General features: G+C 69.0%; 23 protein-coding genes, 1 tRNA gene and 1 pseudogene. 15 read left to right on the top strand and 10 right to left on the bottom strand.

Annotated elements, in window-relative coordinates:
- Positions 1-2: 2 nt before the first annotated feature.
- The 8 genes from M3C17_RS14015 (at position 3) to M3C17_RS13980 (ending at position 5916) form a co-directional block, all read left to right on the top strand.
- A complete protein-coding gene (locus M3C17_RS14015) occupies positions 3-878 on the top strand; it encodes an SMEK domain-containing protein (protein ID WP_259978496.1) in 876 nt (291 codons plus the stop codon).
- Positions 879-918: 40 nt separating this feature from the next.
- Positions 919-1791: a hypothetical protein gene (locus tag M3C17_RS14010; protein WP_259978495.1), complete on the top strand. Its 873-nt coding sequence runs from the start codon at positions 919-921 to the stop codon at positions 1789-1791.
- A 39-nt stretch (positions 1792-1830) separates the two neighbouring features.
- The gene (locus M3C17_RS14005) at positions 1831-2031 is read left to right on the top strand and encodes a hypothetical protein (RefSeq protein WP_259978494.1); all 201 of its coding nucleotides are present in this window, start codon (positions 1831-1833) and stop codon (positions 2029-2031) included.
- Between the two features lie 48 nt (positions 2032-2079).
- Positions 2080-3498 carry a recombinase family protein gene (locus tag M3C17_RS14000; RefSeq protein ID WP_259978493.1) on the top strand — a complete coding sequence of 473 codons (1419 nt, stop codon included), beginning with the start codon at positions 2080-2082 and terminating at the stop codon, positions 3496-3498.
- Between the two features lie 71 nt (positions 3499-3569).
- On the top strand, positions 3570-4454 hold the full coding sequence (locus tag M3C17_RS13995) for a recombinase family protein (protein ID WP_311198446.1): 885 nt from the start codon (positions 3570-3572) through the stop codon (positions 4452-4454).
- Positions 4455-4517: 63 nt separating this feature from the next.
- Complete coding sequence (locus M3C17_RS13990; protein ID WP_259978492.1) at positions 4518-4949, top strand: hypothetical protein; 432 nt, start codon at positions 4518-4520, stop codon at positions 4947-4949.
- A 13-nt stretch (positions 4950-4962) separates the two neighbouring features.
- On the top strand, positions 4963-5295 hold the full coding sequence (locus tag M3C17_RS13985) for a hypothetical protein (RefSeq protein WP_259978491.1): 333 nt from the start codon (positions 4963-4965) through the stop codon (positions 5293-5295).
- Entirely contained in the window at positions 5296-5916 is a 621-nt protein-coding gene (locus tag M3C17_RS13980; protein WP_259978490.1) for a hypothetical protein, read from the top strand. It begins immediately after the preceding gene.
- 6 nt (positions 5917-5922) lie between these two features.
- On the opposite strand, the gene M3C17_RS13975 is transcribed toward M3C17_RS13980, so the two are convergent.
- The 3 genes from M3C17_RS13975 to M3C17_RS13965 all read right to left on the bottom strand — a co-directional run bounded on the left by M3C17_RS13975 (position 5923) and on the right by M3C17_RS13965 (position 8853).
- Positions 5923-7059, bottom strand: coding sequence for a hypothetical protein (locus M3C17_RS13975; RefSeq protein ID WP_259978489.1), 1137 nt, complete (start codon positions 7057-7059; stop codon positions 5923-5925).
- Positions 7056-8060 (bottom strand): ImmA/IrrE family metallo-endopeptidase, encoded by a 1005-nt coding sequence (locus M3C17_RS13970; RefSeq protein ID WP_259978487.1) that lies wholly within the window; start codon positions 8058-8060, stop codon positions 7056-7058. The genes M3C17_RS13975 and M3C17_RS13970 overlap by 4 nt, the downstream gene beginning before the upstream one ends.
- A 151-nt stretch (positions 8061-8211) precedes the next feature.
- Positions 8212-8853, bottom strand: a complete 642-nt coding sequence (locus M3C17_RS13965) for an ATPase, T2SS/T4P/T4SS family (protein WP_259978486.1) — start codon at positions 8851-8853, stop codon at positions 8212-8214.
- A 142-nt stretch (positions 8854-8995) separates the two neighbouring features.
- Here M3C17_RS13965 and M3C17_RS13960 point away from each other — a divergent pair, with 142 nt between their 5' ends.
- From M3C17_RS13960 to M3C17_RS13940, 5 genes are all read left to right on the top strand, one after another.
- On the top strand, positions 8996-9796 hold the full coding sequence (locus M3C17_RS13960) for a glycosyltransferase family 2 protein (RefSeq protein ID WP_259978485.1): 801 nt from the start codon (positions 8996-8998) through the stop codon (positions 9794-9796).
- Positions 9793-10638 carry an endonuclease/exonuclease/phosphatase family protein gene (locus M3C17_RS13955; RefSeq protein ID WP_259978483.1) on the top strand — a complete coding sequence of 282 codons (846 nt, stop codon included), beginning with the start codon at positions 9793-9795 and terminating at the stop codon, positions 10636-10638. The genes M3C17_RS13960 and M3C17_RS13955 overlap by 4 nt, the downstream gene beginning before the upstream one ends.
- Positions 10635-11216 (top strand): hypothetical protein, encoded by a 582-nt coding sequence (locus tag M3C17_RS13950; RefSeq protein WP_259978482.1) that lies wholly within the window; start codon positions 10635-10637, stop codon positions 11214-11216. Before M3C17_RS13955 ends, M3C17_RS13950 begins: the two co-directional genes overlap by 4 nt.
- A gap of 74 nt (positions 11217-11290) precedes the next feature.
- Positions 11291-11372 (top strand) — tRNA-Leu (locus M3C17_RS13945).
- A 78-nt stretch (positions 11373-11450) separates the two neighbouring features.
- Complete coding sequence (locus tag M3C17_RS13940) at positions 11451-12215, top strand: DedA family protein (protein WP_259978481.1); 765 nt, start codon at positions 11451-11453, stop codon at positions 12213-12215.
- Between the two features lie 23 nt (positions 12216-12238).
- Here the strand turns inward: M3C17_RS13940 and M3C17_RS13935 are convergent, their stop codons facing one another.
- A complete protein-coding gene (locus M3C17_RS13935) occupies positions 12239-13048 on the bottom strand; it encodes a Ku protein (protein WP_259978479.1) in 810 nt (269 codons plus the stop codon).
- Between the two features lie 57 nt (positions 13049-13105).
- Between M3C17_RS13935 and ligD the strand changes: the two genes are divergently transcribed.
- Complete coding sequence (gene ligD / locus M3C17_RS13930; RefSeq protein WP_259978478.1) at positions 13106-15145, top strand: non-homologous end-joining DNA ligase; 2040 nt, start codon at positions 13106-13108, stop codon at positions 15143-15145.
- 11 nt (positions 15146-15156) lie between these two features.
- On the opposite strand, the gene M3C17_RS13925 is transcribed toward ligD, so the two are convergent.
- The 4 genes from M3C17_RS13925 to murI all read right to left on the bottom strand — a co-directional run bounded on the left by M3C17_RS13925 (position 15157) and on the right by murI (position 18380).
- Complete coding sequence (locus M3C17_RS13925; RefSeq protein ID WP_259978477.1) at positions 15157-16077, bottom strand: cation diffusion facilitator family transporter; 921 nt, start codon at positions 16075-16077, stop codon at positions 15157-15159.
- 100 nt (positions 16078-16177) lie between these two features.
- Positions 16178-16822, bottom strand: a complete 645-nt coding sequence (rdgB, locus tag M3C17_RS13920; protein WP_259978476.1) for an RdgB/HAM1 family non-canonical purine NTP pyrophosphatase — start codon at positions 16820-16822, stop codon at positions 16178-16180.
- A complete protein-coding gene (gene rph / locus M3C17_RS13915; protein WP_259978475.1) occupies positions 16774-17511 on the bottom strand; it encodes a ribonuclease PH in 738 nt (245 codons plus the stop codon). Before rph ends, rdgB begins: the two co-directional genes overlap by 49 nt.
- 32 nt (positions 17512-17543) lie before the next feature.
- Positions 17544-18380 carry a glutamate racemase gene (gene murI / locus M3C17_RS13910; RefSeq protein ID WP_259978474.1) on the bottom strand — a complete coding sequence of 279 codons (837 nt, stop codon included), beginning with the start codon at positions 18378-18380 and terminating at the stop codon, positions 17544-17546.
- A 61-nt stretch (positions 18381-18441) separates the two neighbouring features.
- On the opposite strand from murI, the gene M3C17_RS13905 reads away from it, so the two are divergent.
- A complete protein-coding gene (locus tag M3C17_RS13905) occupies positions 18442-19791 on the top strand; it encodes a nicotinate phosphoribosyltransferase (RefSeq protein ID WP_259978473.1) in 1350 nt (449 codons plus the stop codon).
- Here M3C17_RS13905 and M3C17_RS13900 read toward each other — a convergent pair.
- Entirely contained in the window at positions 19770-20036 is a 267-nt protein-coding gene (locus tag M3C17_RS13900; RefSeq protein WP_060923586.1) for a DUF3039 domain-containing protein, read from the bottom strand. The genes M3C17_RS13905 and M3C17_RS13900 overlap by 22 nt on opposite strands.
- Positions 20037-20076: 40 nt before the next feature.
- Positions 20077-20746 (bottom strand): annotated as a pseudogene (locus tag M3C17_RS13895) (hypothetical protein); the annotation flags it as partial.

The following is a 20746-nucleotide window of genomic DNA, read 5'->3' as shown; positions in this document are numbered from 1 at the left end:
CGATGGAAGAGAGCGTCGTCAAGGCCCGGATCGTCGACCGGATGAGCCTGCTGGAATCACACGTGACAGGTCGAGTCGCGCACAGTCTCAACGACGTGACCTCAGCCCTGGAAGTGCTCTACCGGGAGGTCCTCAACCTCACTCACGGATGGAACCTCACCGCAGCGAACTTCCCGGACCGCAACTTCCCAGCCGTCGACCTACACGATGCCGCACGACGCTTGGCCGTCCAGGTCACCGTGACCTGCGACACCGACAAGATCGTTGAAACCCAGGACACCTTCGAACGGCACAACCTCGACGCCCGATACGATCGCCTGATCTTCGTCGGGATCAAGTCCGTCAAGAAGTCGAGCAAGCTGGCGCCCTGGGCCGAGCTGTTCGCTCAGAGCAAGCTGCTGAATCTCGAGAACCTCAACCTTGCTCAGCTGTGGGCTCTCGACGATCGACTCGCAAAGAGCATTCCGTGGCATCAGTTCACCGAGCAGTCTGACCGACACTGCTTCGACGTCGTCCTCGGGGTCCTCGACCGCGATGCGATCAGGCATATGACCCATGTCGAGGGCGACTTCGACGACATGCTCGATGCGCTCCGGCAGGTCAAGCAGATCATCAACCAGGGCCAGGTCCGCGGAACTCGGATCCAGGCGAAGCCGATCTCGCTCTATGACACGGCCTACGTTCAGATCCTCGAAGATATCGATACCCACGTCGGTCGCATGGCGAGCATCGTCAAGCGGAACCTCCAGCCCTACAACTTCCTCCCCCACCCCGCCCCTGACGAGGTCGATCGGGAACGCCGACAACTCGTCGACGAAGTCAACGACTTCTGCGCAACTCACGGGCACGACCGCCGACTCCACACATGGGACGGGTAGACGGGCATCCAGGACATCAGCAACAGACCAGGAGGGTGACATGAGGCCAGAGTTCGAGGAGTCACAGTTCGCCGTCTTCTTCCAGGACGACCTCACGCACAGAAACCACGCAGGCGTTGAGCTGGCGCCCATCGGTCAGGTCCTTGAAGCGAAAGCCGGGTTCGATCTGGGCGGGTGGCTCCCTCACGCTCATCCGATGTGGAGCCTGTTGCACTCCGCACCGCTTCCTGGCCTGTCGAGACCGGCATGGAACCCGAATCTCAGTCCCACAGCGGCCGTGACGTCGAAGGCTCTCAATGTCTTCTTCCAGTTCAAACGCTCGGACTACCTTCACCGGCCTTACGCGACCTACTTCGGCGACCTCGGCGGTCCCTACTGGCGCTTCCACGTGGACCGAACCGACAACGTCGGCAGCCTCCCGCAGCACGAGTTGCTGGAGGAGCTGGAAACGCGCACGGCGGACCTGGGGCTCGTGCGGTACGTCGCACCGATCTGCCATACCTACACGGAACTCGAAGCTCTGTGCGACGCCAGGGGACTTCTCGAAGAATGCGTCTACGTCGCACCCACACGGTTCGCGCCAGCCCACACCACCTGCGCATACACGAACGCCACGAACATGATCGTCAATCCCGACCCGGAAGCGACAAAGGCAGACACCTGGAGCGACATCCGCGACGCGCTGGGCGAACTGGCAATAGCTGCGACGGACATCGACGATCTTGTCGGCAGAACCGCGGAAGTCGCGTTCTCACTGGGCGCCCGACGACCCGACCAAATGCGATACCCGTGGCGCGTACCTCGGGGACTGCCATACGAGACTCGTACCCTCATCCAGACCTATCTGCCGGCCGCTGAGCTCCTCTTTCGTGCACGGCTCGAGTGGCTCGTCGCCCTAGTTCCCGCTCGTTGAGCACTAGTTCGGTCTCGGGCGCGGGACTATCCTCCGGGAATGGGTTTGATCCAGTGGGACGGCATCTATGGGGAGTCCGACACGTTCCTCCCCAACGAGGACGTCGCCGCCGCCATCCTGGAGGCCGAAACCCTTTTGCGGGAGCGTCCGCACGCGGATTCGCACGGCGGGCTGCCGGACCTAGATGAGGCGCGCCGGTGGAGGCTGCAAGGCCGAACCGGCCCGCCTCCAGCAAGCTAGTCCTACGCGGCACCGCACCCTGGAGCCGGGAACGGGACGGGGCAGACGGTGGATGTGGCGGTGTACTTGCGGATCTCGCAGGACCGCACCGGTTTGCACGCCGGCGTGCAACGTCAGCAGGAGGATTGCCTCGCCCTCGCCGACCAGCTCGGCTTCACGGACCCGCAGGTGTTCATCGACAACGATGTGTCCGCGTTCGACGGCGGACGCCGCCCCGGCTACGACGCACTCGTCGCGCGGATCCGTGCTGGCGTCTCGCGGGTCATCGTGTGGCACGTCGACCGTCTCTACCGGCAGCCCAGGGAGTTGGAGGATCTGATCGCTCTGGTCGAGCGCCACCCGGTGCGCATCGACGCGGTCCGCGGCGGCGGCTTTGACTTAAACACCACCGAGGGTCGCCTGATGGCCCGACAGCTCGTGGCGATCGCCGCCTACGAGTCCGGGCACAAGTCCGACCGGGTCAAACGCGCCAACAAGCGCCTGGCCGAGCAGGGCCGCTGGCACGGGCCTGCTCGCTACGGGTACGCAGCCGGAGGCGTGCTGATCGCGGAACAAGCAGCCGTGGTACGGCAGATGGCAGACCGTTTCTTGGCTGGAGATTCGATCCGCTCGATCACGACCTGGTTGAACCAGTCCGGTATCCCACCTCTGCGAGCCGGGGGCGGCACGTCCGGCCTGTGGCACTCGCAGACGGTGCGCAGCGTCCTGGCGTCCGCTCGGATATCCGGACAGCGCGCCTACGCACCCGACACCCGCGCCGACCCTGCAGGCGGGCGAGAAATCCTGGCCCCCGGCGATTGGGAACCGATCATCACCCCGGAGGAGACCGAGCAGATCAGGGCGATCCTCGCCGATCCTGCGCGTCGCCGTACCGCCCCGGCACGCCGCACCCTTCTCGGGGGTATCGCGCAGTGTGGACTGTGCGGTGCCGGGCTCACTATCGCCGGGCACACCTCCTCCCCCGGCGCTGCATCGACCTTGCGGTACGTCTGCCAGAAGGATCCTTCCCGGCCCGAGCGCGGCGGCCTGAGCATCAGCGCCACCCACCTCGATGACTACGTCACCGAACGCGTCCTGCACCGGCTCGGCCACCCACGGCCGTCCGAGAACACGGAGTCGACGACCGCGGTGCTGCGGCGGATCGTGGACATCAATGCCCGGATTGGGCAGCTTGAGGAGGATCGCAAGGCCCGGACGATCACCGGCGGCGAGTTTCGGGCGGGCCTCCAGGCGGCGGAGGATGCCCTGCGGGCAGCGGAGCAGCAACTCGTTGCCGCTGGAGGCGCCGTCGCCCTCTACGCCGCACCGATCGGCAACCCAGCGGCACTGGAAACCTGGTGGCACAGCCTCGACACCACGGATCGACGTGCCGTGATCACTACCCTCATCAAGAAGCTGAACGTAGCCCCCGGCAGGCGGGGCCGGAGCTTTGACCCGACTCGGGTCCGCATCATTTACAACCCCTGACGCCGAGCCTGGCAGCTTGCTCGCCACGGGCGGGACGCTGCGGTGCGCCCGGGTAGCACTGGAGCACTCTCATACAACTCAACACCGCCCTGGTCTATCTCCGGATCTCCGTCAACCGGACCAGCGAGCACGCCTCCATCCGGCAGCAACGCGATGACTGCGCCGAGCTGGCGGACCGACTCGGATATACGCGCACGATCGAGTTCGTCGACGAAGCCGTCTCCGCCTACCAGGACCGGACCCGCCCCGGCTACCAGCACCTCCTCCAGCAGATCGAACGCTCCCCCACGGCGACAGTAATCGTGTGGCACCTGGATCGGCTCTATCGCCAATCTCGTGAGCTCGAGCAACTCCTGGATCTGCTCGACAGCCATCCGGTGAGAATCGAATCCGTCCAAGGCGGATCCTTCGACCTGAATCGACACGAGGGACGCCTGTTCGCCCGTCAACTCGTATCGTTCGCCAACTACGAGTCCGCGCACAAGGGCGCGCGCATCGCCCGGGCGCAGCAACACCGCGCCGGGAGCGGGCTCTGGCATGGCAGAGCCGCCTATGGCTACCTCCCCGGCGGCCGAGTCCACGCCACGCAGTCCGGCGTCGTGCAACGCATCGTCGACGACTACCTCGTCGGCATCTCCGCGAGCACGATCGCTCGAGAGCTCACTGCGGCCGGCCTCCCGAGTCCGACGGGCCAGCCATCGTGGGGTGAGACGACGATCCGCTCGATCCTCCGCAGCGATCGACTCCATCGGCGGCGCCTCGATCGGAGCCGACAAGCCGAGGTCCCCGGCCAATGGGACCCGATCATCACACCGGACGAGTCGATGCTCATCCAGGCGTTCCTGATCGCTCCTCGCCGTGACGCTGCGCGCTCATCCAGCAGCCTTCTCGGGGGCATCGCACGTTGCAGCAGTTGCGGGAACCGGCTCGTCGCGGGCGTCACATCTCGTGGCTGACGCGTCTACTCCTGCCGCAGCGCGAGCGAGCACTGCAACGCCCGCGTCGCCGATGCCGACTACATGAATCTTGTAGTCGAGTCGCGCGTTCTCGCCGAGATCGAACAGCACACCATCACCTCCGACCGCCTGGCGGATTTGAACAGCCTGCTCATCGGACTGCGGAGCGCTCGAGAGCAGCTGCGGACGCTCTCGGCCGCTTTCGGCGGCGGCGACCTAGACCGACCCGCCTACCTTGACCAGCGGCGCCACCCCATCGCCGCAATCAAGAGCCACGCCGTCGACCTGGCTGCACACAGCAGCCACCGCCTGCTGTCCACCGGTGCCGACGCACTCCGCCAGCGCTGGAAGACGGCGTCGCTGTCATTCCGACGAGCACTGATCTGCGCGATACTCACGGCCTCCGCAGCCGAAGATCGGTCGCCAGCCGTGACAATGCTCCGTCCAACGGTCGGCGCGTCCGATTCGTCACTATTCAAGATACCGGAATCTTGAATATGATAGCGTCGTGGAGAACAGGGTGGGGACGGAGCAGTCGTGGTCAAAGACGCTGTTCGGCAACCAGCACATGCTCCACGTCACCAGCGCGATCGCCCAGGGCGCGGTCGAGTTCACTTCGCCCCAACTCGAACGAGCCACCAGCCTCGGCGCGAGCAGCGTGCACAGGCTCCTCGGGATCTTGTGCTCGGTGGGTCTCCTGTCGCGCGTGGAGCGGCGCAGCGGTGAGCGGACGCAGCGCTACCGCCGGGAGAGCCACCCGTTCTGGAGAGCCATGTCCCAGCTTCGGGAACGCGCCCACGCAGGCGCGGACGCACCTATCACTGCGGGGAAGGAGGCATAGATGACTCGGCTCGTTGTGAACAGCGCCGCCGCCGATGTTCCGTCGGTACGCGTGCCGCTGCGCCTGGGACGGCTGGACGTCGTCATCGACGTTGACCTTGATCAGCATGAGCTCCGCCGACGTCAGCGAGACGGTTGCCGACCGCTCCTTAACCTCGACCTACTCAATGTGCTCGTGGCGATGCCGCACGCTGCGACGGTCAGCAAAGAGGCGATGTCGGACTTCGACTGGAGACTGCTGATGATCGGCGCGCGCAGCGGCGCCGTCGAGATCAGCACCGCCCACGGCGCCGCCGGCGCGATTCGGCGTGCATCGCCGCCACTCAGCGTCCGGCACGTGACGGTGGCTGCGGCCCGCTGGCGCGACGGGCTTAGCGTCGCGTCGCGTTTCGCACCCTATGGTTCGCGAGAGCTGATCCTCGACCGCCTTCCGGCCGACGACGTCGAGCTGCGCCTCGAGGCCGGCTACCTCGGGATCGGGATCTCCGTGCGCGGCGACAGCGTCGACCAGACACCAAGTCGCGTCATCGAGCCTGCGCCGTTCGCCCCCGCTCGGTACACCGGGGCGTCGTGGCTGTTCGCCGAACGCCTGCTTGCCCAGCAGGCGACGATCGACGCCTAGGCCTGTTCAGCTCTCGCGGAGCCACTCCTTGACATCCGGGGTGAGATTCACCTCGACGCCGATACGGCCCTTCAGCGCCTGCCGCTCGTACTCCACGTCGAGCAGCCGCTGCTTCCACCAGGCGGCGATCTGCTCGGGGGTGTAGCCGTCGATCTCGCGCCGCATGACAGTGGTCTCGTGCAGGTTGTGCAAGTGGGCCTCGAGGCGCTGCTCGTCCGAGCCGTTGAACCGGTCGATCGCGCGGCCACCGCAGTGCGGGCACGGGCACGTTTCGGGCGCGGCGCTGGCGAACCAGTCCTGCTGCATCTTGCTGCTGCGCCGGTACCGAAGGAGCTTGCGCAGCAGCACGTGCGGGGACATGTCGCTCTTGTCGGAGGAGAAGCCCCCCTTGCCTGGCAGGGCGATCCGTCGCAGGCTCGGGAGCTGGCCGATCACCGCTGCGCGAGCACCGTGGGCGAGCGCATCGAATGCGCCGAGGTCTGCACGCCAGGGCATCGCCCACGATGCCGCCTCGAAGAGGCGACGGTAGCCCGGGATCGCGCCAGCGTGCTCCAGCGGGTTCGAGGAGCTGTCGACCAACGCGATCGCCACCGGGTGTTGGCTGCGCTTGATGATCGCGATGAGCTGCTTGATGTTCGCCTTGTCCAGCCACCGGTAGTGGATCGGCAGCAAGAACACGAAGTCGTCGCGCTTGAGCTTGTTCACCATCTCGAGGGCGGCCTTCATGGCATCCGAGTCGCCGGCCTGGAACACGGCGGTCGGCGTGACGGCGACGGTCGCACCCGCCTGCAGTTGCGCGTCCAAGACATCGTCGAGTCCCTCGGGGAAGATCCCCGAGACGTCGAGCATGAACGGGAGCTCCCTGGTCGCCCAGACCGAGGTCGAGGTGGGCTCGATCATCATCACGAGGTCCGGGTAGTTCTTGCGCAGCGCGCGCAGCGTTCGGTGCGCCACGGCACCGGCGATGACAAGTCCGCTCACCACCGGGTCGACGTGCGGGGCGGTGGCCTCGGCCTCGCCGCTGGCGACGACCAGTACGCGGGTACCGAGGCGCTTGGCGGCCCGGGTGTCGGCGGGATTCGGTGCGGTGCCGATACCGCCGGGCGGGCGGCCGCCGCTACCGGTGATGATCTCGGTGCTCATGCCGTCCCTCCTGCGTACAGCTCGATGAACTCGCCCTCGGTCATCCGCGCAGACCGAGCGATGTCTGCAATGGTCTCTCCGGATCCCAGGCGCTCCTGGATGACCCGCGGCAGCAGCGCGGGATTCTCGCGAGGAACCTCTACCGGTTCATTCGTCCGGTAGCCCGCACGGGACAGCTCTACGTTCAATTGCCGGTACTGCGCATCGTTGACCAGGCCGAGGTCCCGTCCGCGGCGCAGCAACGCCGCCATCGAGACACCCCACGTGGCCTTCAGCTTCGCGAGCTTCGGGATGGTCAACCCCTCCAGCTGCGGACGGATCGCGGCGGCTGGCATCAGGAACTCGCTCGCGAACCGGTCCGCCTCGCTCTCCTGCTCCTCGGTCGGCACCTGGTGCATCACCGCATGCGCGAGCTCGTGCGCGAGGGAGAACCGCTGGCGGTCTGCCGGCGCGTGGTCGCCCAGCAGCACCAGCGGCGAACGTCCGGTAGGCCAGCTCACGATGGCGTCGATCCTCGTTGAGCCCAGGGGCCGGGTCACGACGACGACCCCGGCCTCCTCGAGGGCACGGGCGAGATGCATCACAGGCGCCTCGGGGACGCCGAGCGCGGATCGAACCTGGCGAGCGATGTCTTCCGGACTGTCGAAACCGTCCTCGGGCAAGGGGATCCGCTCCAGACGCAGCTGGGGCGCCCAGCGCCCGAGGATGCCCGCGACCTGCACGTGGGTGAGGTCAAGCTCGGCACGCAGCTGGTTGACCTTCGACACCGGAAGGGTCGAGCGCTTCCGATGGAACACATACGGCGAAGAGCCGACTTCTGAGACCGGCATCGAGATGAGGTCCTGAGGCGCGCCGAGCGCTTCTGCCAAGACCGCCAGCCGTTCCTCGTCCAGGGCGATCACGCCGCTCTCCGCCTTCGAGAGCAGGCCCTGCGAGATCTTGGTCTCCTGAGCCAGGTCGTGCTGGGTCAGTCCGCGCGCGACCCGCACCGTGCCGAGCATGATTCGGCCGGGCTCATCGATCGCGCTGAGCAATGACATGGTTGTAGGTTACCGCATCCTTCGCTCAAATCAACATTCAATATGCAAAAATATTCCTGCGCCCGCGTTGCGTGTCTACTCCCCCGGCTGCGGCGACCGCTCTGCAGTGGCGTCACTTATGCCATGTGGTATTGCCGGTATGCGTCGCCCCCGACACGATCACGGAGGCGCGGTCGCGCATCGCCGCCGTGAGCAGTTCGGCCACCGCCGCTGTCATCGCCCCCTGGGCGACGAGAGCCTCGACGGAGCGATGCCCGCGCAGGAACTTCCGGATGTTCACCACCCAGGACCCGCGCACAACGTCGGCGATCGCGACGTGCAGCCGGGAGCCGTCGGGAAGAGAGGCATCCACGAAGGGCTGACCGATGTCGACGCGGCGCCCGGTCGACTGCAGCATGCGCTCCACCAGGTCGCGCACGGTGGCCTCCTCGAGCCGGAGGAAGGTGCGCTCGGCGCTGCCGCCCCTCGCGATGTGCACGGCGCCGTCGCCGTTGACCCAGATCTCCTCCACGTCGGTCGCGTCGAGCAGCGGTTGCAGCACCCCGAAGCCGCTCACCGACGCCAGCACGTCACGCACGCACGCGGCCTCGTCCTCCACGGTCGCCGCACCTCGGGCGAGCGCGAGGTCATCGTGGCGACGGACCTCCGCCCTGGCGATCGAGCGCGCACGCTCCGGGTCGACCGCGGGGTCGATGCCCTCGGCGCGAAGGCGACGGCGGACGAGTTCGGCGATGTCCATGGCGGGGTGGGTCACCTCAGCATCCTGACAAGGAAGCGTCCGCTCCCTCCTGAGTTATCCACATCCGCGCTCTATCGAGCGGCGCAACGAGTGTCAACCGTGTCGTCGCCGCACAGCGCGCGCCCTAGCCTGAGGTCACGATCCACGAGGAGACGACGTGCACCGCGCCATCCCAGCCGCCCCCGTGCCCACCGTGACGGTGGTGATACCCGTCAAGGACGATGCGGAGGAGCTCGGCCGGTGCCTGCGTGCTCTCGACGCCCAGACACTGACGCCGACCGAGGTCGTGGTGGTGGACAACGCCTCCGTCGACGCCTCTGCCGCGGTGGCCGCCGCGCACGGCGCCCGCGTCATCCGCTGCGATCACCCCGGAACCCCCGCGGCGAGCGCAGCGGGCTACGACGCCGCGACCGGGGACGTGATCCTCCGGCTCGACGCGGACTGCGTGCCGGAGGCACGGTGGGTGGAGACCATGGTGACGGCGTGCGTTCGCGACCCCCGGGTGGCGGCCTGGACGGGAGGCGCACGCTTCCTGGACGGCCCCCGCGCCCTGCGCCGTCCTCTCGCCGCCGCGTACCTCTTCGCGTACGTCGCGGTCTGCGGCTCGGCCCTCGGGCATGTGCCGCTGTTCGGTTCCAACCTCGCCCTCCGCCGCGCCGCCTGGCAGGACGTACGGGAGAGGGTGCACCGTGTGGACCCCGAGCTCCACGACGACCTCGACCTGGCGTTCCATCTAGGCGAGCGGCACCGCCTCCGCTGGCTGCCCGCCGCGGGCATGGGCATCTCGATGCGGCCGTTCGGCAGCGGTCGTTCGTTCGCCCGTCGCGTCGTTCGGGGCTTCCGCACCGTGCTGGTGCACTGGCCGCAGGACTTCCCTCCGGTGCGGTGGACACGGCTACTGCTGCGTCGTGTGCTGCATCGCCTGCAGGTGCCTGCACCCGGAAGGTGGCGCGCATGACGGCGCCGCTGCTCGGACCACGCGGCGATACGGAACTGCTCGTGATGTCGTTCAACGTGCGCCGCGACCTCGGCCGGTTCACGTGGCGCAGAGCCGACCGCTGGACCACGCGACGGGACCGCGTGGCGGAGCTGCTGCGCACCGAGCGCCCGCAGCTGCTCGGGGTGCAGGAGGCGATGCTCGGCCAGGCCGCTGTCATCGGCAGCGCACTCGGTGCCGCGTATCGCTTCGTCGGCCACGGGCGTCGTCCCGGTCCGCGCGGCGAAGGGTGCCCCCTGTTCTACGACGCCGAGCAGCTGGAGCTGCTCTCCTGGCGGCAGCGCGCCCTGTCCGACCGCCCCGACGTCCCCGGCTCCACCTCGTGGACCGCGCTGCTCCCCCGCGTGATGGTCGAGGCGCAGTTCCGCGATCGAGGCACCGGGGAGACGCTGACCGCGGTCAACACGCACCTCGATGCATTCTCCGCACATGCCAGGCTGCGGCAGGCGCAGGCGTTGCGCGGTGCGCTGCCGGCACCTGCGGAGCGCGTGATCGTGATGGGCGACCTCAACGCCCCCGCGGGGTCCGCGCCGTGGCGGGCACTGATGGACGAGAGGCTGCTCCGCGACGCCTGGACCGCCGCGGCGTCGCACGCGACCCCGGAGTGGCGCACGTTCGCCGGGTACCGCCGACCGCGCCGAGGGCACCGCATCGACGGGATCCTGGTGTCGCCGGACATCCTCGTCCGCAGCGTCGGCGTCGACGCACGCATGCACGATGGCGGGTGGCCGTCCGATCACCTCCCGGTGCTGGCGCTGCTCGACGCGTCCTCGCGCGGCGCCGCCCGCGGGGAGGCATCGTGAAGGACGACTTCCTCCGGCCGCCGCGCACGGTCGCGGAGTACGGAGCCGACCTCATCCGGGTGCTGGGAATCCTCAGCGTGCTCGTGGCGGCGATCTGGTCCACTGCGACAGACGCGGGAATCCTCGCGCTCGCTCTTCCGGCACTCATGCTCCCGCGGATGCTCGGCATGCGCGGCGGCGCCGATCTCGCCGTGGGCGCGATCGTGCTGGTGGCCGCGGCGAGCAACGTCTTCGACCTCTACCGCTCGATCCCGGGGTGGGACCTGGTCGTGCACTTCCTGTGCACCGGTGCCATCGCGGCGACCGGCTACCTGGTACTCGCCCGCGCCGGCATCGTCGTGCCCCAGGGTTCTGCCGCCTTCGCGCCACGCGTGCCCCTCGTCGTGTGCACGACGCTGGGGCTCGCGGTCAGCGCCGTGTGGGAGATGATCGAGTGGGCAGGACGCACGTTCGTGACGGATGAGATCTTCGTGACCTACCAGGACACCATCGGCGACATGGCGCTCGGTGGCCTTGGCGCGCTGGCGGCAGGCGTCGTCGTCGCGTCCGTGCACCTCGAACGGGCGAATCGAGACTGACCCGGCACCGCGCAGAACTGCGGGCCGATCCCCAGATTCATCCGGCCCCGCGGTCAGTAGACTGATCCCACCGCGCGGGAGTGGTGGAATTGGCAGACACGCAGGATTTAGGTTCCTGTGCCCCAGGGCGTGTGGGTTCAAGTCCCACCTTCCGCACGACGGATGCCGTGGCATCCGCATCGCTCCACCGCCGACACCTCACGACCGACGGGAATCCCGCCAGTGCTCGAATCCATGCTGCACGCACCCACCGCTCTCATCCCGTGGCTCGATCCGCAGACGATCATCGGGGCGGCGGGTCCGTGGGCGCTCCTGGTGGTCTGCTTCATCATCTTCGCCGAGACAGGCCTGCTCGTCGGCTTCCTCCTCCCGGGCGACACGCTGCTGATCATCGCGGGACTGCTGACGCATACCAGCAACGTGTTCGGGGTGAACATCTGGGTGGTGTCGCTGCTCATCGCGCTCTCCGCCTTCATCGGCGGCGAGGTCGGCTACGTCATCGGCCACAAGGGCGGACCGGCGGTGTTCGAGCGCAAGGAGTCCGGCCTGTTCAGCCGCAAGAACGTGGAGCGCACGAACGCGTTCTTCGAGCGCTTCGGCGGCCTGACCGTGATCCTCGCGCGCTTCGTGCCGATCGTCCGCACCTTCGCCCCCGTCGCCGCGGGTGTCGGGCACATGCCGTGGCGCCGGTACACGCTGTACAACTTCATCGGCGCGATGATCTGGGGCTTCGGCCTGACCATGGTCGGCTATCTCATCGCCTACATCCCCTGGATCCGCGATCTCGTCGTCGACTACATCGACGTGATCCTGCTGATCGCGGTGGGCGGCACGGCGATCGTCACGCTGTGGCACTACCTCATGGAGCGGCACAAGGCGAAGAAGGCCGCCGCCGCGGGTGAGGACGTGGTGGTCGACCACGACGAGGCCGAGCAGCTGGTGCTCGACCCCGAGGTGTTCGACCGCGCCCCCGACCTCGACGGCGACGGCAGGCACTGACCCGCACGTGACGCCCGGCGGCGTCAGCCCGCGCTCTTCGAGCGCTTCTCCTTCGAGCGCGCGACACTCGCGCGCAGCGCCTCCATCAGGTCGATGACCTCGCCGCCGTCCGCCGCCTTCTCGGTGTCGCCGAAGGTCTCCGCCACATCGAACGTCTCGCCCGCGTCGATCTTCGCGTCGATCAGCGTGCGCAGCTCCTTCTGGTACTCGTCGACGAACTCCTCCGGGTCGAAGTCGGCCGAGTAGCTGTCGACGAGCGACGACGACAGTTCGAGCTCCTTCTTCGAGATCCGCACGTCCTCGTCGAGCGAGGGGAACTCCGCCGCGCGCACCTCATCCGACCAGAGCAGCGTCTGCAGCACGAGCACCTTGCCGCGCACGCGCAGGGCGGCGAGTCGGGTCTTCTGGCGCAGGGTGAAGCGCACGATCGCGGTGCGGTCCGTCTGCTCGAGCGTCTTGCGCAGCAGCACGTACGCCTTGGGCGACTTCGAGTCGGGCTCCAGGTAGTACGGCTTGTCGAGGGTGAGCGGATCCACCTGCTCGGAGGGCACGAACTCGACCACGTCGATCTCGCGGCTCTTCTCCGCGGGCAGGGCGGCCAGGTCGTCCTTGGTCAGCACCACGGTCTGGCCGTCGTCGACGTAGGCCCGGTCGATGTCGGAGTAGGCGACGGTCTCGCCGCACACCTCGCACGTGCGCTGATAGCGGATGCGGCCGCCGTCCTTATCGTGCACCTGGTGCAGCGGGACGTCGTGATCCTCGGTCGCGGAGTACACCTTCACCGGGACGTTCACGAGCCCGAACGTCAGCGCGCCCTTCCAGATGGTCCTCATCACACCAGTAGACACCAGCCCCACCCGTCACGACCACCCCTTGACTACGCTGGGCGCATGGTGGGAGAGGCGCAGGTCGTGCAGGTCGACGGACGGCGTCTGCGCGTGACGAACCTGGACAAGGTCGTCTATCCGGAGACGGGCACCACCAAGGGCGAGGTCATCGCCTACTACACCGCGATCGCGCCGCTCCTGCTCCCCCTCCTCGACGGCCGTCCCGTGACGCGCAAGCGCTGGGTGGAGGGCGTGGGAACCGCGGACGCCCCGGGCGACGCGTTCTTCACCAAGCAGCTCGAACCGGGAGCCCCCGACTGGATCCCGCGCCAGGACATCCAGCACTCGGACGGCCCCAAGGCGTATCCCCTGGTGGAGGACGTGCCCACCCTGGTCTGGCTCGCACAGGTCGCCGCCATCGAGCTGCACGTGCCGCAGTGGCGGTTCGACGCGAACGGACTCCCCGGGCGACCGGACCGCCTCGTGCTCGACCTCGACCCGGGCCCCGGCGTGGGGCTCGCCCAGTGCGCCGAGGTCGCCCGTCTGGCACGCGGGCTGCTCACCGGCATGGGCCTGGACCCCCTCCCCGTCACGAGCGGCAGCAAGGGCATCCACCTCTACGCCGCGCTCCCGGGCGAGCAGACCAGCGCCGAGGTGTCGGCCGTGGTGAAGGAGCTCGCGCGCATCATCGAGAACGACCACCCCGACCTCGCCACCAGCGTCATGTCCAAGGCGGTGCGTGGGGGGAAGGTGTTCCTCGACTGGAGCCAGAACAACGGCAAGAAGACGACCATCTCGCCCTACTCCCTGCGCGGACGCGCACGGCCGGGAGTCGCGGCGCCGCGCACGTGGGAGGAGCTCGACGATCCCGCGCTCGCCCATCTGGAGCTCGACGAGGTGCTGGCCAGAGCCGCCGCGGGCATGGACCCCCTCGCGAGCCTGCACCGTGCAGAGGCGCGGTCCGCACCGAGCGTGAGCGCGACGGCGGCGACGACCGCTCCCGCGTCGGAGGGCCCGGTCGACAGGAGCGGCACCCGCGCGGGGATGACACGCATCACGGGGACGGGCCACGCCGTCGGCACCGCGCGCACTCGCCGTCCCCTCGCCGCGGCCCCGCCGCCCGCCGCCGGTGCGACGCCGCCCTCGCTCGACCCCATGCTCGCGGAGAACGGCACGCCCGCGATCGCCCGCGGTCTCAGCACCCCGTCTTGGGTGGAGGTGAAGTGGGACGGCATCCGCGCGATCGGCACGTGGCGCGACGGACGGATGCTGCTGCACGCCCGCCGCGGCACCGACATCACGGCACGCTACCCCGAGCTGACGGCGGACGGCGCCCCGTTCCTCCCGGTCGAGGAGGCGATCGTCGACGGCGAGATCGTCGCATTCGACGCCGACGCGCGCCCGAGCTTCTCGCTGCTGCAGAACCGCATGCACCTGACCCGTCCGCGCGAGATCGAGCGCGAGGTCGTGCGCACTCCTGTCGTGTACATGCTGTTCGACCTGCTGCGTCTCGACGGCCACGATCTCACCGGCATGCCTCTGCGTGAACGGCGGACTCTCCTGGAGGACCTCGTGTCCGACCTCGATGCTCCCGTGCAGCTGCCGCCGGTGTTCGACGATGTGGACGCCGCGCTCGCCGCCAGCGCCGAGTTCGGGCTGGAGGGCGTGCTGGTCAAGGATCCCGCGTCGCGCTACCGGCCGGGCATGCGCTCGCCGTCGTGGCTCAAGCTCAAGAACACGCGGATGCAGGAAGCCGTGGTCGTGGGCATCCGTCCGGGCAAGGGCGAGCGCGAGGGCACGCTCGGCTCCCTGCTGCTCGCCGTGCCCGAGGCGGGCGAGCTGCGCTACATCGGCAGGGTTGGCACGGGGTTCTCCGACCGCATCCTGCGCGATCTCCTGTCCCGGCTGGAGCCCCTGCGGGTGCACGCCGCACCGCTGGAGGGCGTGCCGCGCCCGGACGCGTCCGACGCCCTCTGGGTGCGCCCCGAGCTCGTCGGCGAGGTGGAGTTCGCCAACTGGACCCCGGACGGCATTCTCCGGCACGCGCGGTGGCGCGGCCTGCGACCGGACAAGTCGCCCGACGAGATCGTGGTGGAGACCTGACGATCCGGGCGTCAGGCGTGGTGCGGCTCGCAGTCCGACTGCTCCGCCGGTTCGATCTGGAACGTGGAGTGCTCCACGTCGAAGTGATCCGCGAGGCACGACTGCATCTCCGCGAGCAGGGCTGCCGAGCGTCCGTCCGACAGCAGCTCAGGCCGCACCTGCACGTGTGCGGTGAACACCGGAGCGCCGCGCGTGAGCTGCCACACGTGTACGTCGTGCACGCCCACGACGCCCTCGTAGCCCAGCAGATGCGTCCGGATCTCCCCGACGGCCATCCCCTTCGGCGCGGACTCGGACAGAACGGAGAACACCTCCCGCAGCAGGACGACCGCCCGCGGGATGATCATCGCGGCGATGAACAGGGAGGCGATCGCGTCGGCGGGCATCCATCCGGTGAGCAGGATCACGGCAGCGGCGACGATCACCATCAGCGACCCGAGGAGGTCTCCCATCACCTCCAGGTACGCGCCGCGCACGTTCAGGTTGGTGCGCTGCGCCCGGCTCAGCAGCCACATGGACACGGCGTTGGCGAGCAGGCCGACCACGGCCACGACGAGCATGAGGCCACCGGCGACCTCCACCGTCGCCGGGTTCAGCAGGCGCTCCACGCCCTGCACGGCGACGACGGTCGCCAGACCGATCAGGATCACGGCGTTGATGAGCGCGCCGAAGACCTCGGCCCGCTGGTACCCGAACGTGCGGCGGTCGTCGGCGGGGCGCGCGGCCACCGTGGCGGCGATGAGGGCGATCACGAGCGCGGAGGCATCGGTGAACATGTGCGCGGCGTCGGCGAGCAGCGCCAGGGAGCCGGTGAGCAGCGCCCCCACGACCTGCACCACCATGACCGTGGCGGTGAGGGTCAGCGAGATCGCGAGGAGGCGTCTGCTGCTCGCGGAGCGGATGCCGCCGGGAACGGGCGCGTGATCGTGCATGCCCCCAGGCTAGACCGGTAGGCAGCCTCTGGAGGCCGCTGCGGGCTTGTCGGGAAGGGTAACGATTCTCACCGTCAGCAGGGGTTCTGCGTCGCGGTGCTCAGAGCGCGGCGAGGAGCGGCACGAGTGCGGCGAAGGCCCGCGCGCGATGCGACTGCGCCTGTTTCTCGTCCGCGGTGAACTCCCCCACCGTGCGTTCGGCGTCTGCGGGCTGCCCGTCCGGGATGAAGATCGGGTCGTAGCCGAAGCCGCCCGCCCCCGCAGCGGTCCGCGCCAGGCGTCCGGGCCAGATGCCCTCGACGACGTGCTCGCGGCCGTCCGGGAGCACGAGAGCGATGGTCGAGGTGAAGTGCGCCCTGCGGTGGGGATCGGCGATGTCGTGCAGCTGATCGAGCAGCAGCTCGAGGTTCGCCGCCGCATCTTTCTTCTGCCCCGCCCAGTAGGCGGAGAACACCCCGGGGGATCCTCCGAGCACGTCCACGCAGATGCCCGAGTCGTCCGCCAGCGCCGCGAGCCCTGTGTGCGCGGCCGCCGCCCTGGCCTTGAGGAGGGCGTTCTCCGCGAAGGTCACACCGTCCTCGACCGGCTCGGGGCCGTCATAGCCGACCACCTCCAGGTCGGGCCGTGCCTGCTGCACGATCTGCTGGAACTCCTCGACCTTGTGCGGGTTGTGGGTCGCGAGGACGACGCGCACGGTCAGGCCTCCGCCAGCGCGGCGAGCTGCCGCTCCTTCAGGTCGGCGCATCCCGCCACACCGAGCTCCAGCAGCGCATCGAGCTCGCGCTTGTCGAACGGCGCACCTTCGGCAGTGCCCTGCACCTCGACGAAGAGCCCCCGGCCGGTGACGACCACGTTCATGTCGGTCTCGGCCCGCACGTCCTCGACATACGCGAGGTCGAGCAGCGGCTCCCCGTCGACGATGCCCACCGACACCGCGGAGACAGAGTCGAGCAGCGGCGTCGAGTTGCGGCCGATGAACTTCTTCTCCCGGCCCCATTCGATGGCGTCCGCGAGTGCCACGTACGCTCCGGTGATCGCGGCGGTGCGGGTGCCGCCGTCCGCCTGCAGCACGTCGCAGTCGATCACGATGGTGTTCTCGCCGAGCGCCTTGGTGTCGACCACGGCGCGCAGGGCGCGGCCGATGAGCCGCGAGATCTCGTGCGTGCGGCCGCCGATGCGGCCCTTCACGCTCTCGCGGTCGTTGCGGCTGTTGGTCGCGCGCGGCAGCATGGCGTACTCCGCCGTGACCCACCCCTTGCCCTTGCCGGTGAGCCAGCGGGGCACGCCGTTCGTGAACGACGCCGTGCACAGCACCTTGGTGCCGCCGAAGCTGATCAGCGCGGATCCCTCCGCCTGGGCGCTCCAACCGCGCTCGATGGTGATCTCGCGGAGCTGCGAGGCGGTGCGGCCGTCGGCGCGGACGATGTCGGTCATGTGCTTCTCTCGGTCGTGGCGGTTCGAGTCGCTCAGTGCGAGTCGAGGGCGGGGTGGGGCAGGGTGATGACGCCCGTCTGGACGAGCTGCACGTCGCGCACCTCGCGACCCATCAGGCGGTTCGCGAGCGCGGTGAAGTCGTCGGTCGAGGCGCCGGTGGCCTCGTACACGTAAGTGGCCGTCGCATCGGCGGGGGCGAGGAGATCGCCGCGCACGAGCTGCCGGTACACGTCCCCCGCGGTCTCATCGTCGCTGGAGACGAGCGTGACGCCCTCCCCCATCACGTAGCTGATGGCCCCGCGCAGGAACGGGTAGTGGGTGCAGCCGAGCACGAGCGTGTCCACGCCGGCCTCGCGCAGCGGTGCCAGGTACTGCTCCGCGACCTCGAGCACCTCCGGGGTCCCGGTCACGCCGGCCTCCACGAACTCCACGAAGCGCGGACAGGCGGCCGTGAACACCTGCAGGCGCTCGTTCACCTCGAGCATGTCCTGGTAGGCGCGGGAGCCGATCGTGCCGACCGTGCCGATCACGCCGACGCGGCCGTTGCGGGTGGTGGAGACCGCGCGGCGCACCGCCGGCCCGATCACCTCGACCACCGGGACGTCGTAGCGCTCCCTGGCGTCGCGGAGCATCGCGGCCGAGGCGGTGTTGCACGCGATCACGAGCATCTTCACGCCCTGGTCGACGAGGGTGTCGAGTACATCGAGCGCGTAGCGCCGGACGTCGGCGATCGGCTTCGGCCCGTACGGAGAATGCGCCGTGTCGCCGATGTAGACGAACGATTCGCGGGGCAGCTGGGCCCGGATGGCCCTGGCCACCGTGAGCCCGCCGACACCGGAGTCGAAGATCCCGATCGGCGCGTCGTTCATGACTCCCCAGCCTACCCGCGTGCGGACCGCGTCGCGCATCACGGCTCACTAAGCTGAGCGCATGACCACGTCGACGGCGCTGCTCACCGACCGTTACGAGCTCACGATGCTCGCCGCCTCCCTCCGGGACGGCACAGCGTTCCGTCCGAGCGTGTTCGAGCTCTTCTCCCGCAGGCTCTCCGGCGGCCGTCGGTTCGGTGTCGTGGCGGGAACGGGCCGGCTGCTCGGCCTCCTCCGCGAATTCCGCTTCGGTGAGGACGAGCTGCGGTTCCTGCGCGACCAGCAGGTCGTCGACGCCGCGACGATCGCCCATCTCGAGGACTACCGCTTCACCGGAACGATCCGGGGCTACCGCGAGGGCGAGCTGTACTTCCCCGGATCGCCCATCCTCACCGTCGAGGGCTCCTTCGCCGATGCGGTGGTGCTGGAGACGCTCGCGCTGAGCGTGCTCAACCACGATTCGGCGGTGGCGACGGCCGCCGCGCGGATGAGCATCGCGGCGGGCGAGCGTCCGCTGGCGGAGATGGGCTCCCGACGGGCAGCCGAGCGCTCGGCGGTCGCCGCGGCCCGCGCCGCCTACATCGCGGGCTTCGGGGCCACCAGCAACCTGGAGGCCGGTCGCACGTGGGGCATCCCCACGATGGGAACCGCGGCGCACTCGTGGACGCTGCTGCACGACAGCGAGGAGGATGCGTTCCGCGCCCAGGTCGACAGCATGGGCGTCGACACCACCCTGCTGGTCGACACGTACGACATCCGCTCCGGCGTCGAGACCGCGATCCGCGTGGCCGGCACGACCCTCGGCGGGGTGCGCATCGACTCCGGCGACCTCCCGATCGTGGCGGCCGAGGTGCGCGCACAGCTCGACGAGCTCGGCGCGACGCAGACACGCATCACCGTCACGAGTGACCTGGACGAGTACGCCATCGCCGCCCTCGCGGCCTCCCCCGTGGACGCCTACGGCGTCGGCACCTCGGTGGTGACCGGCTCGGGGTACCCCACCGCGAGCATGGTGTACAAGCTCGTCGCCAGGCAGGATGCGGAGGGCGCGTGGATCGGCGTGGCCAAGGCCTCAACCGACAAAGCGTCGCACGGAGGACGCAAGGCCGCGTTCCGCACACTCACCGACGGCGTCGCCACCGCCGAGACGGTCGTGGTGTCCGACGGCTTCGAAGAGCTCGACACGCCCGCGGAGCACCGGGACGGCCGTCCGCTCCAGATCACTCTCGTCGAGGCGGGCGAGATCGACACCGCGCATGAGGGCGTCGAGGGTACGGCCGCGGCCAGGGCGCACCACCTGCGCGTTCGCGAGGAGCTGCCGGTGCGGGCGCTCGCGCTCAGCAAGTCCGACCCGGCGATCCCCACCGTGTACGTGGAAGCCGACTGGGGTCAGCCGACCATCGACTCGTAGATCTCCTTGCACGTGGGGCAGATCGGGAACTTCTCGGGGTCCCGCCCCGGGGTCCACTTCTTGCCGCAGAGTGCGCGGACCGGCTTCCCGGTGATCGCGGATTCGAGGATCTTGTCCTTCTTCACGTAGTGCGAGAAGCGCTCGTGGTCGCCCGGTTCGATGTTCTCCTCGCGGAGGAGCTCTTCCAGTTCGCGATCAAGCGTTGCCACGCCGCCCTGATCGGGGCTGTCCAGCGGAGTACTCATCCCGTGAGTCTAACCGCGCAGCTGCCCCGGCGGGCGGCGGTCATGCGGTCTCGACGAACTCCATGAGCCGCTCGCCGCTGCGTTCGAAGATCCGACCGCCGACGACAGCTCCGGCCACGAGGACCACCGCACCGGTGAAGATGCCGACCCAGAACGCCGCCGGGGCGTACGCCGAGCCGGAGACGATCGTCGCCGTGAAGAGCCAGATCGTCGGAGCACTCAGCACGATCGCACCGACGAACGCCGCCGCGGGGCCGTAGGCGCCGTGCGACGTGGGGCGCTGCGGCTGCTGGAACGGACTGTCCCCCGGGCGGGAGACGGCGTAGGGCGCCACCACGGAGACCACGCTCGAGATCCCGAGTGCGCTGAACAGCAGGCTCGCCCCCAGCCCGACGAGCGGGAGGATGAGGCCCCAGCTGCCGACGAGGAGCAGAGAGAGCGGGACGGCGATAGCGAGCACCGGCACGGCGACCAGCAGCACGGGTACGAGGCGTCCGAGCCGATCCGGAAGGCCGCGCACCCCGCTGGCGACATGAGTCCACAGCGCCGTCGAGTCGTAGGCGACGTCGTTGTGCGGGAGCCACCCGAAGAACAGCGCCATCACCGGGACCGGGATCAGCGCGGCGATCTCCAACGGGACGCCTGCGACGATCAGCGGCAGCACCGTCAGCACCCCTGCGACCGGGACCACGATCACGTTCATGATGTAC

This window comes from Microbacterium sp. p3-SID336 (genome assembly GCF_025143365.1).
In the GTDB taxonomy this organism is placed as follows: domain Bacteria; phylum Actinomycetota; class Actinomycetes; order Actinomycetales; family Microbacteriaceae; genus Microbacterium.
Note: the sequence above shows the minus strand (reverse complement) of the source record. Positions and strands in the feature narration are given on the sequence as shown.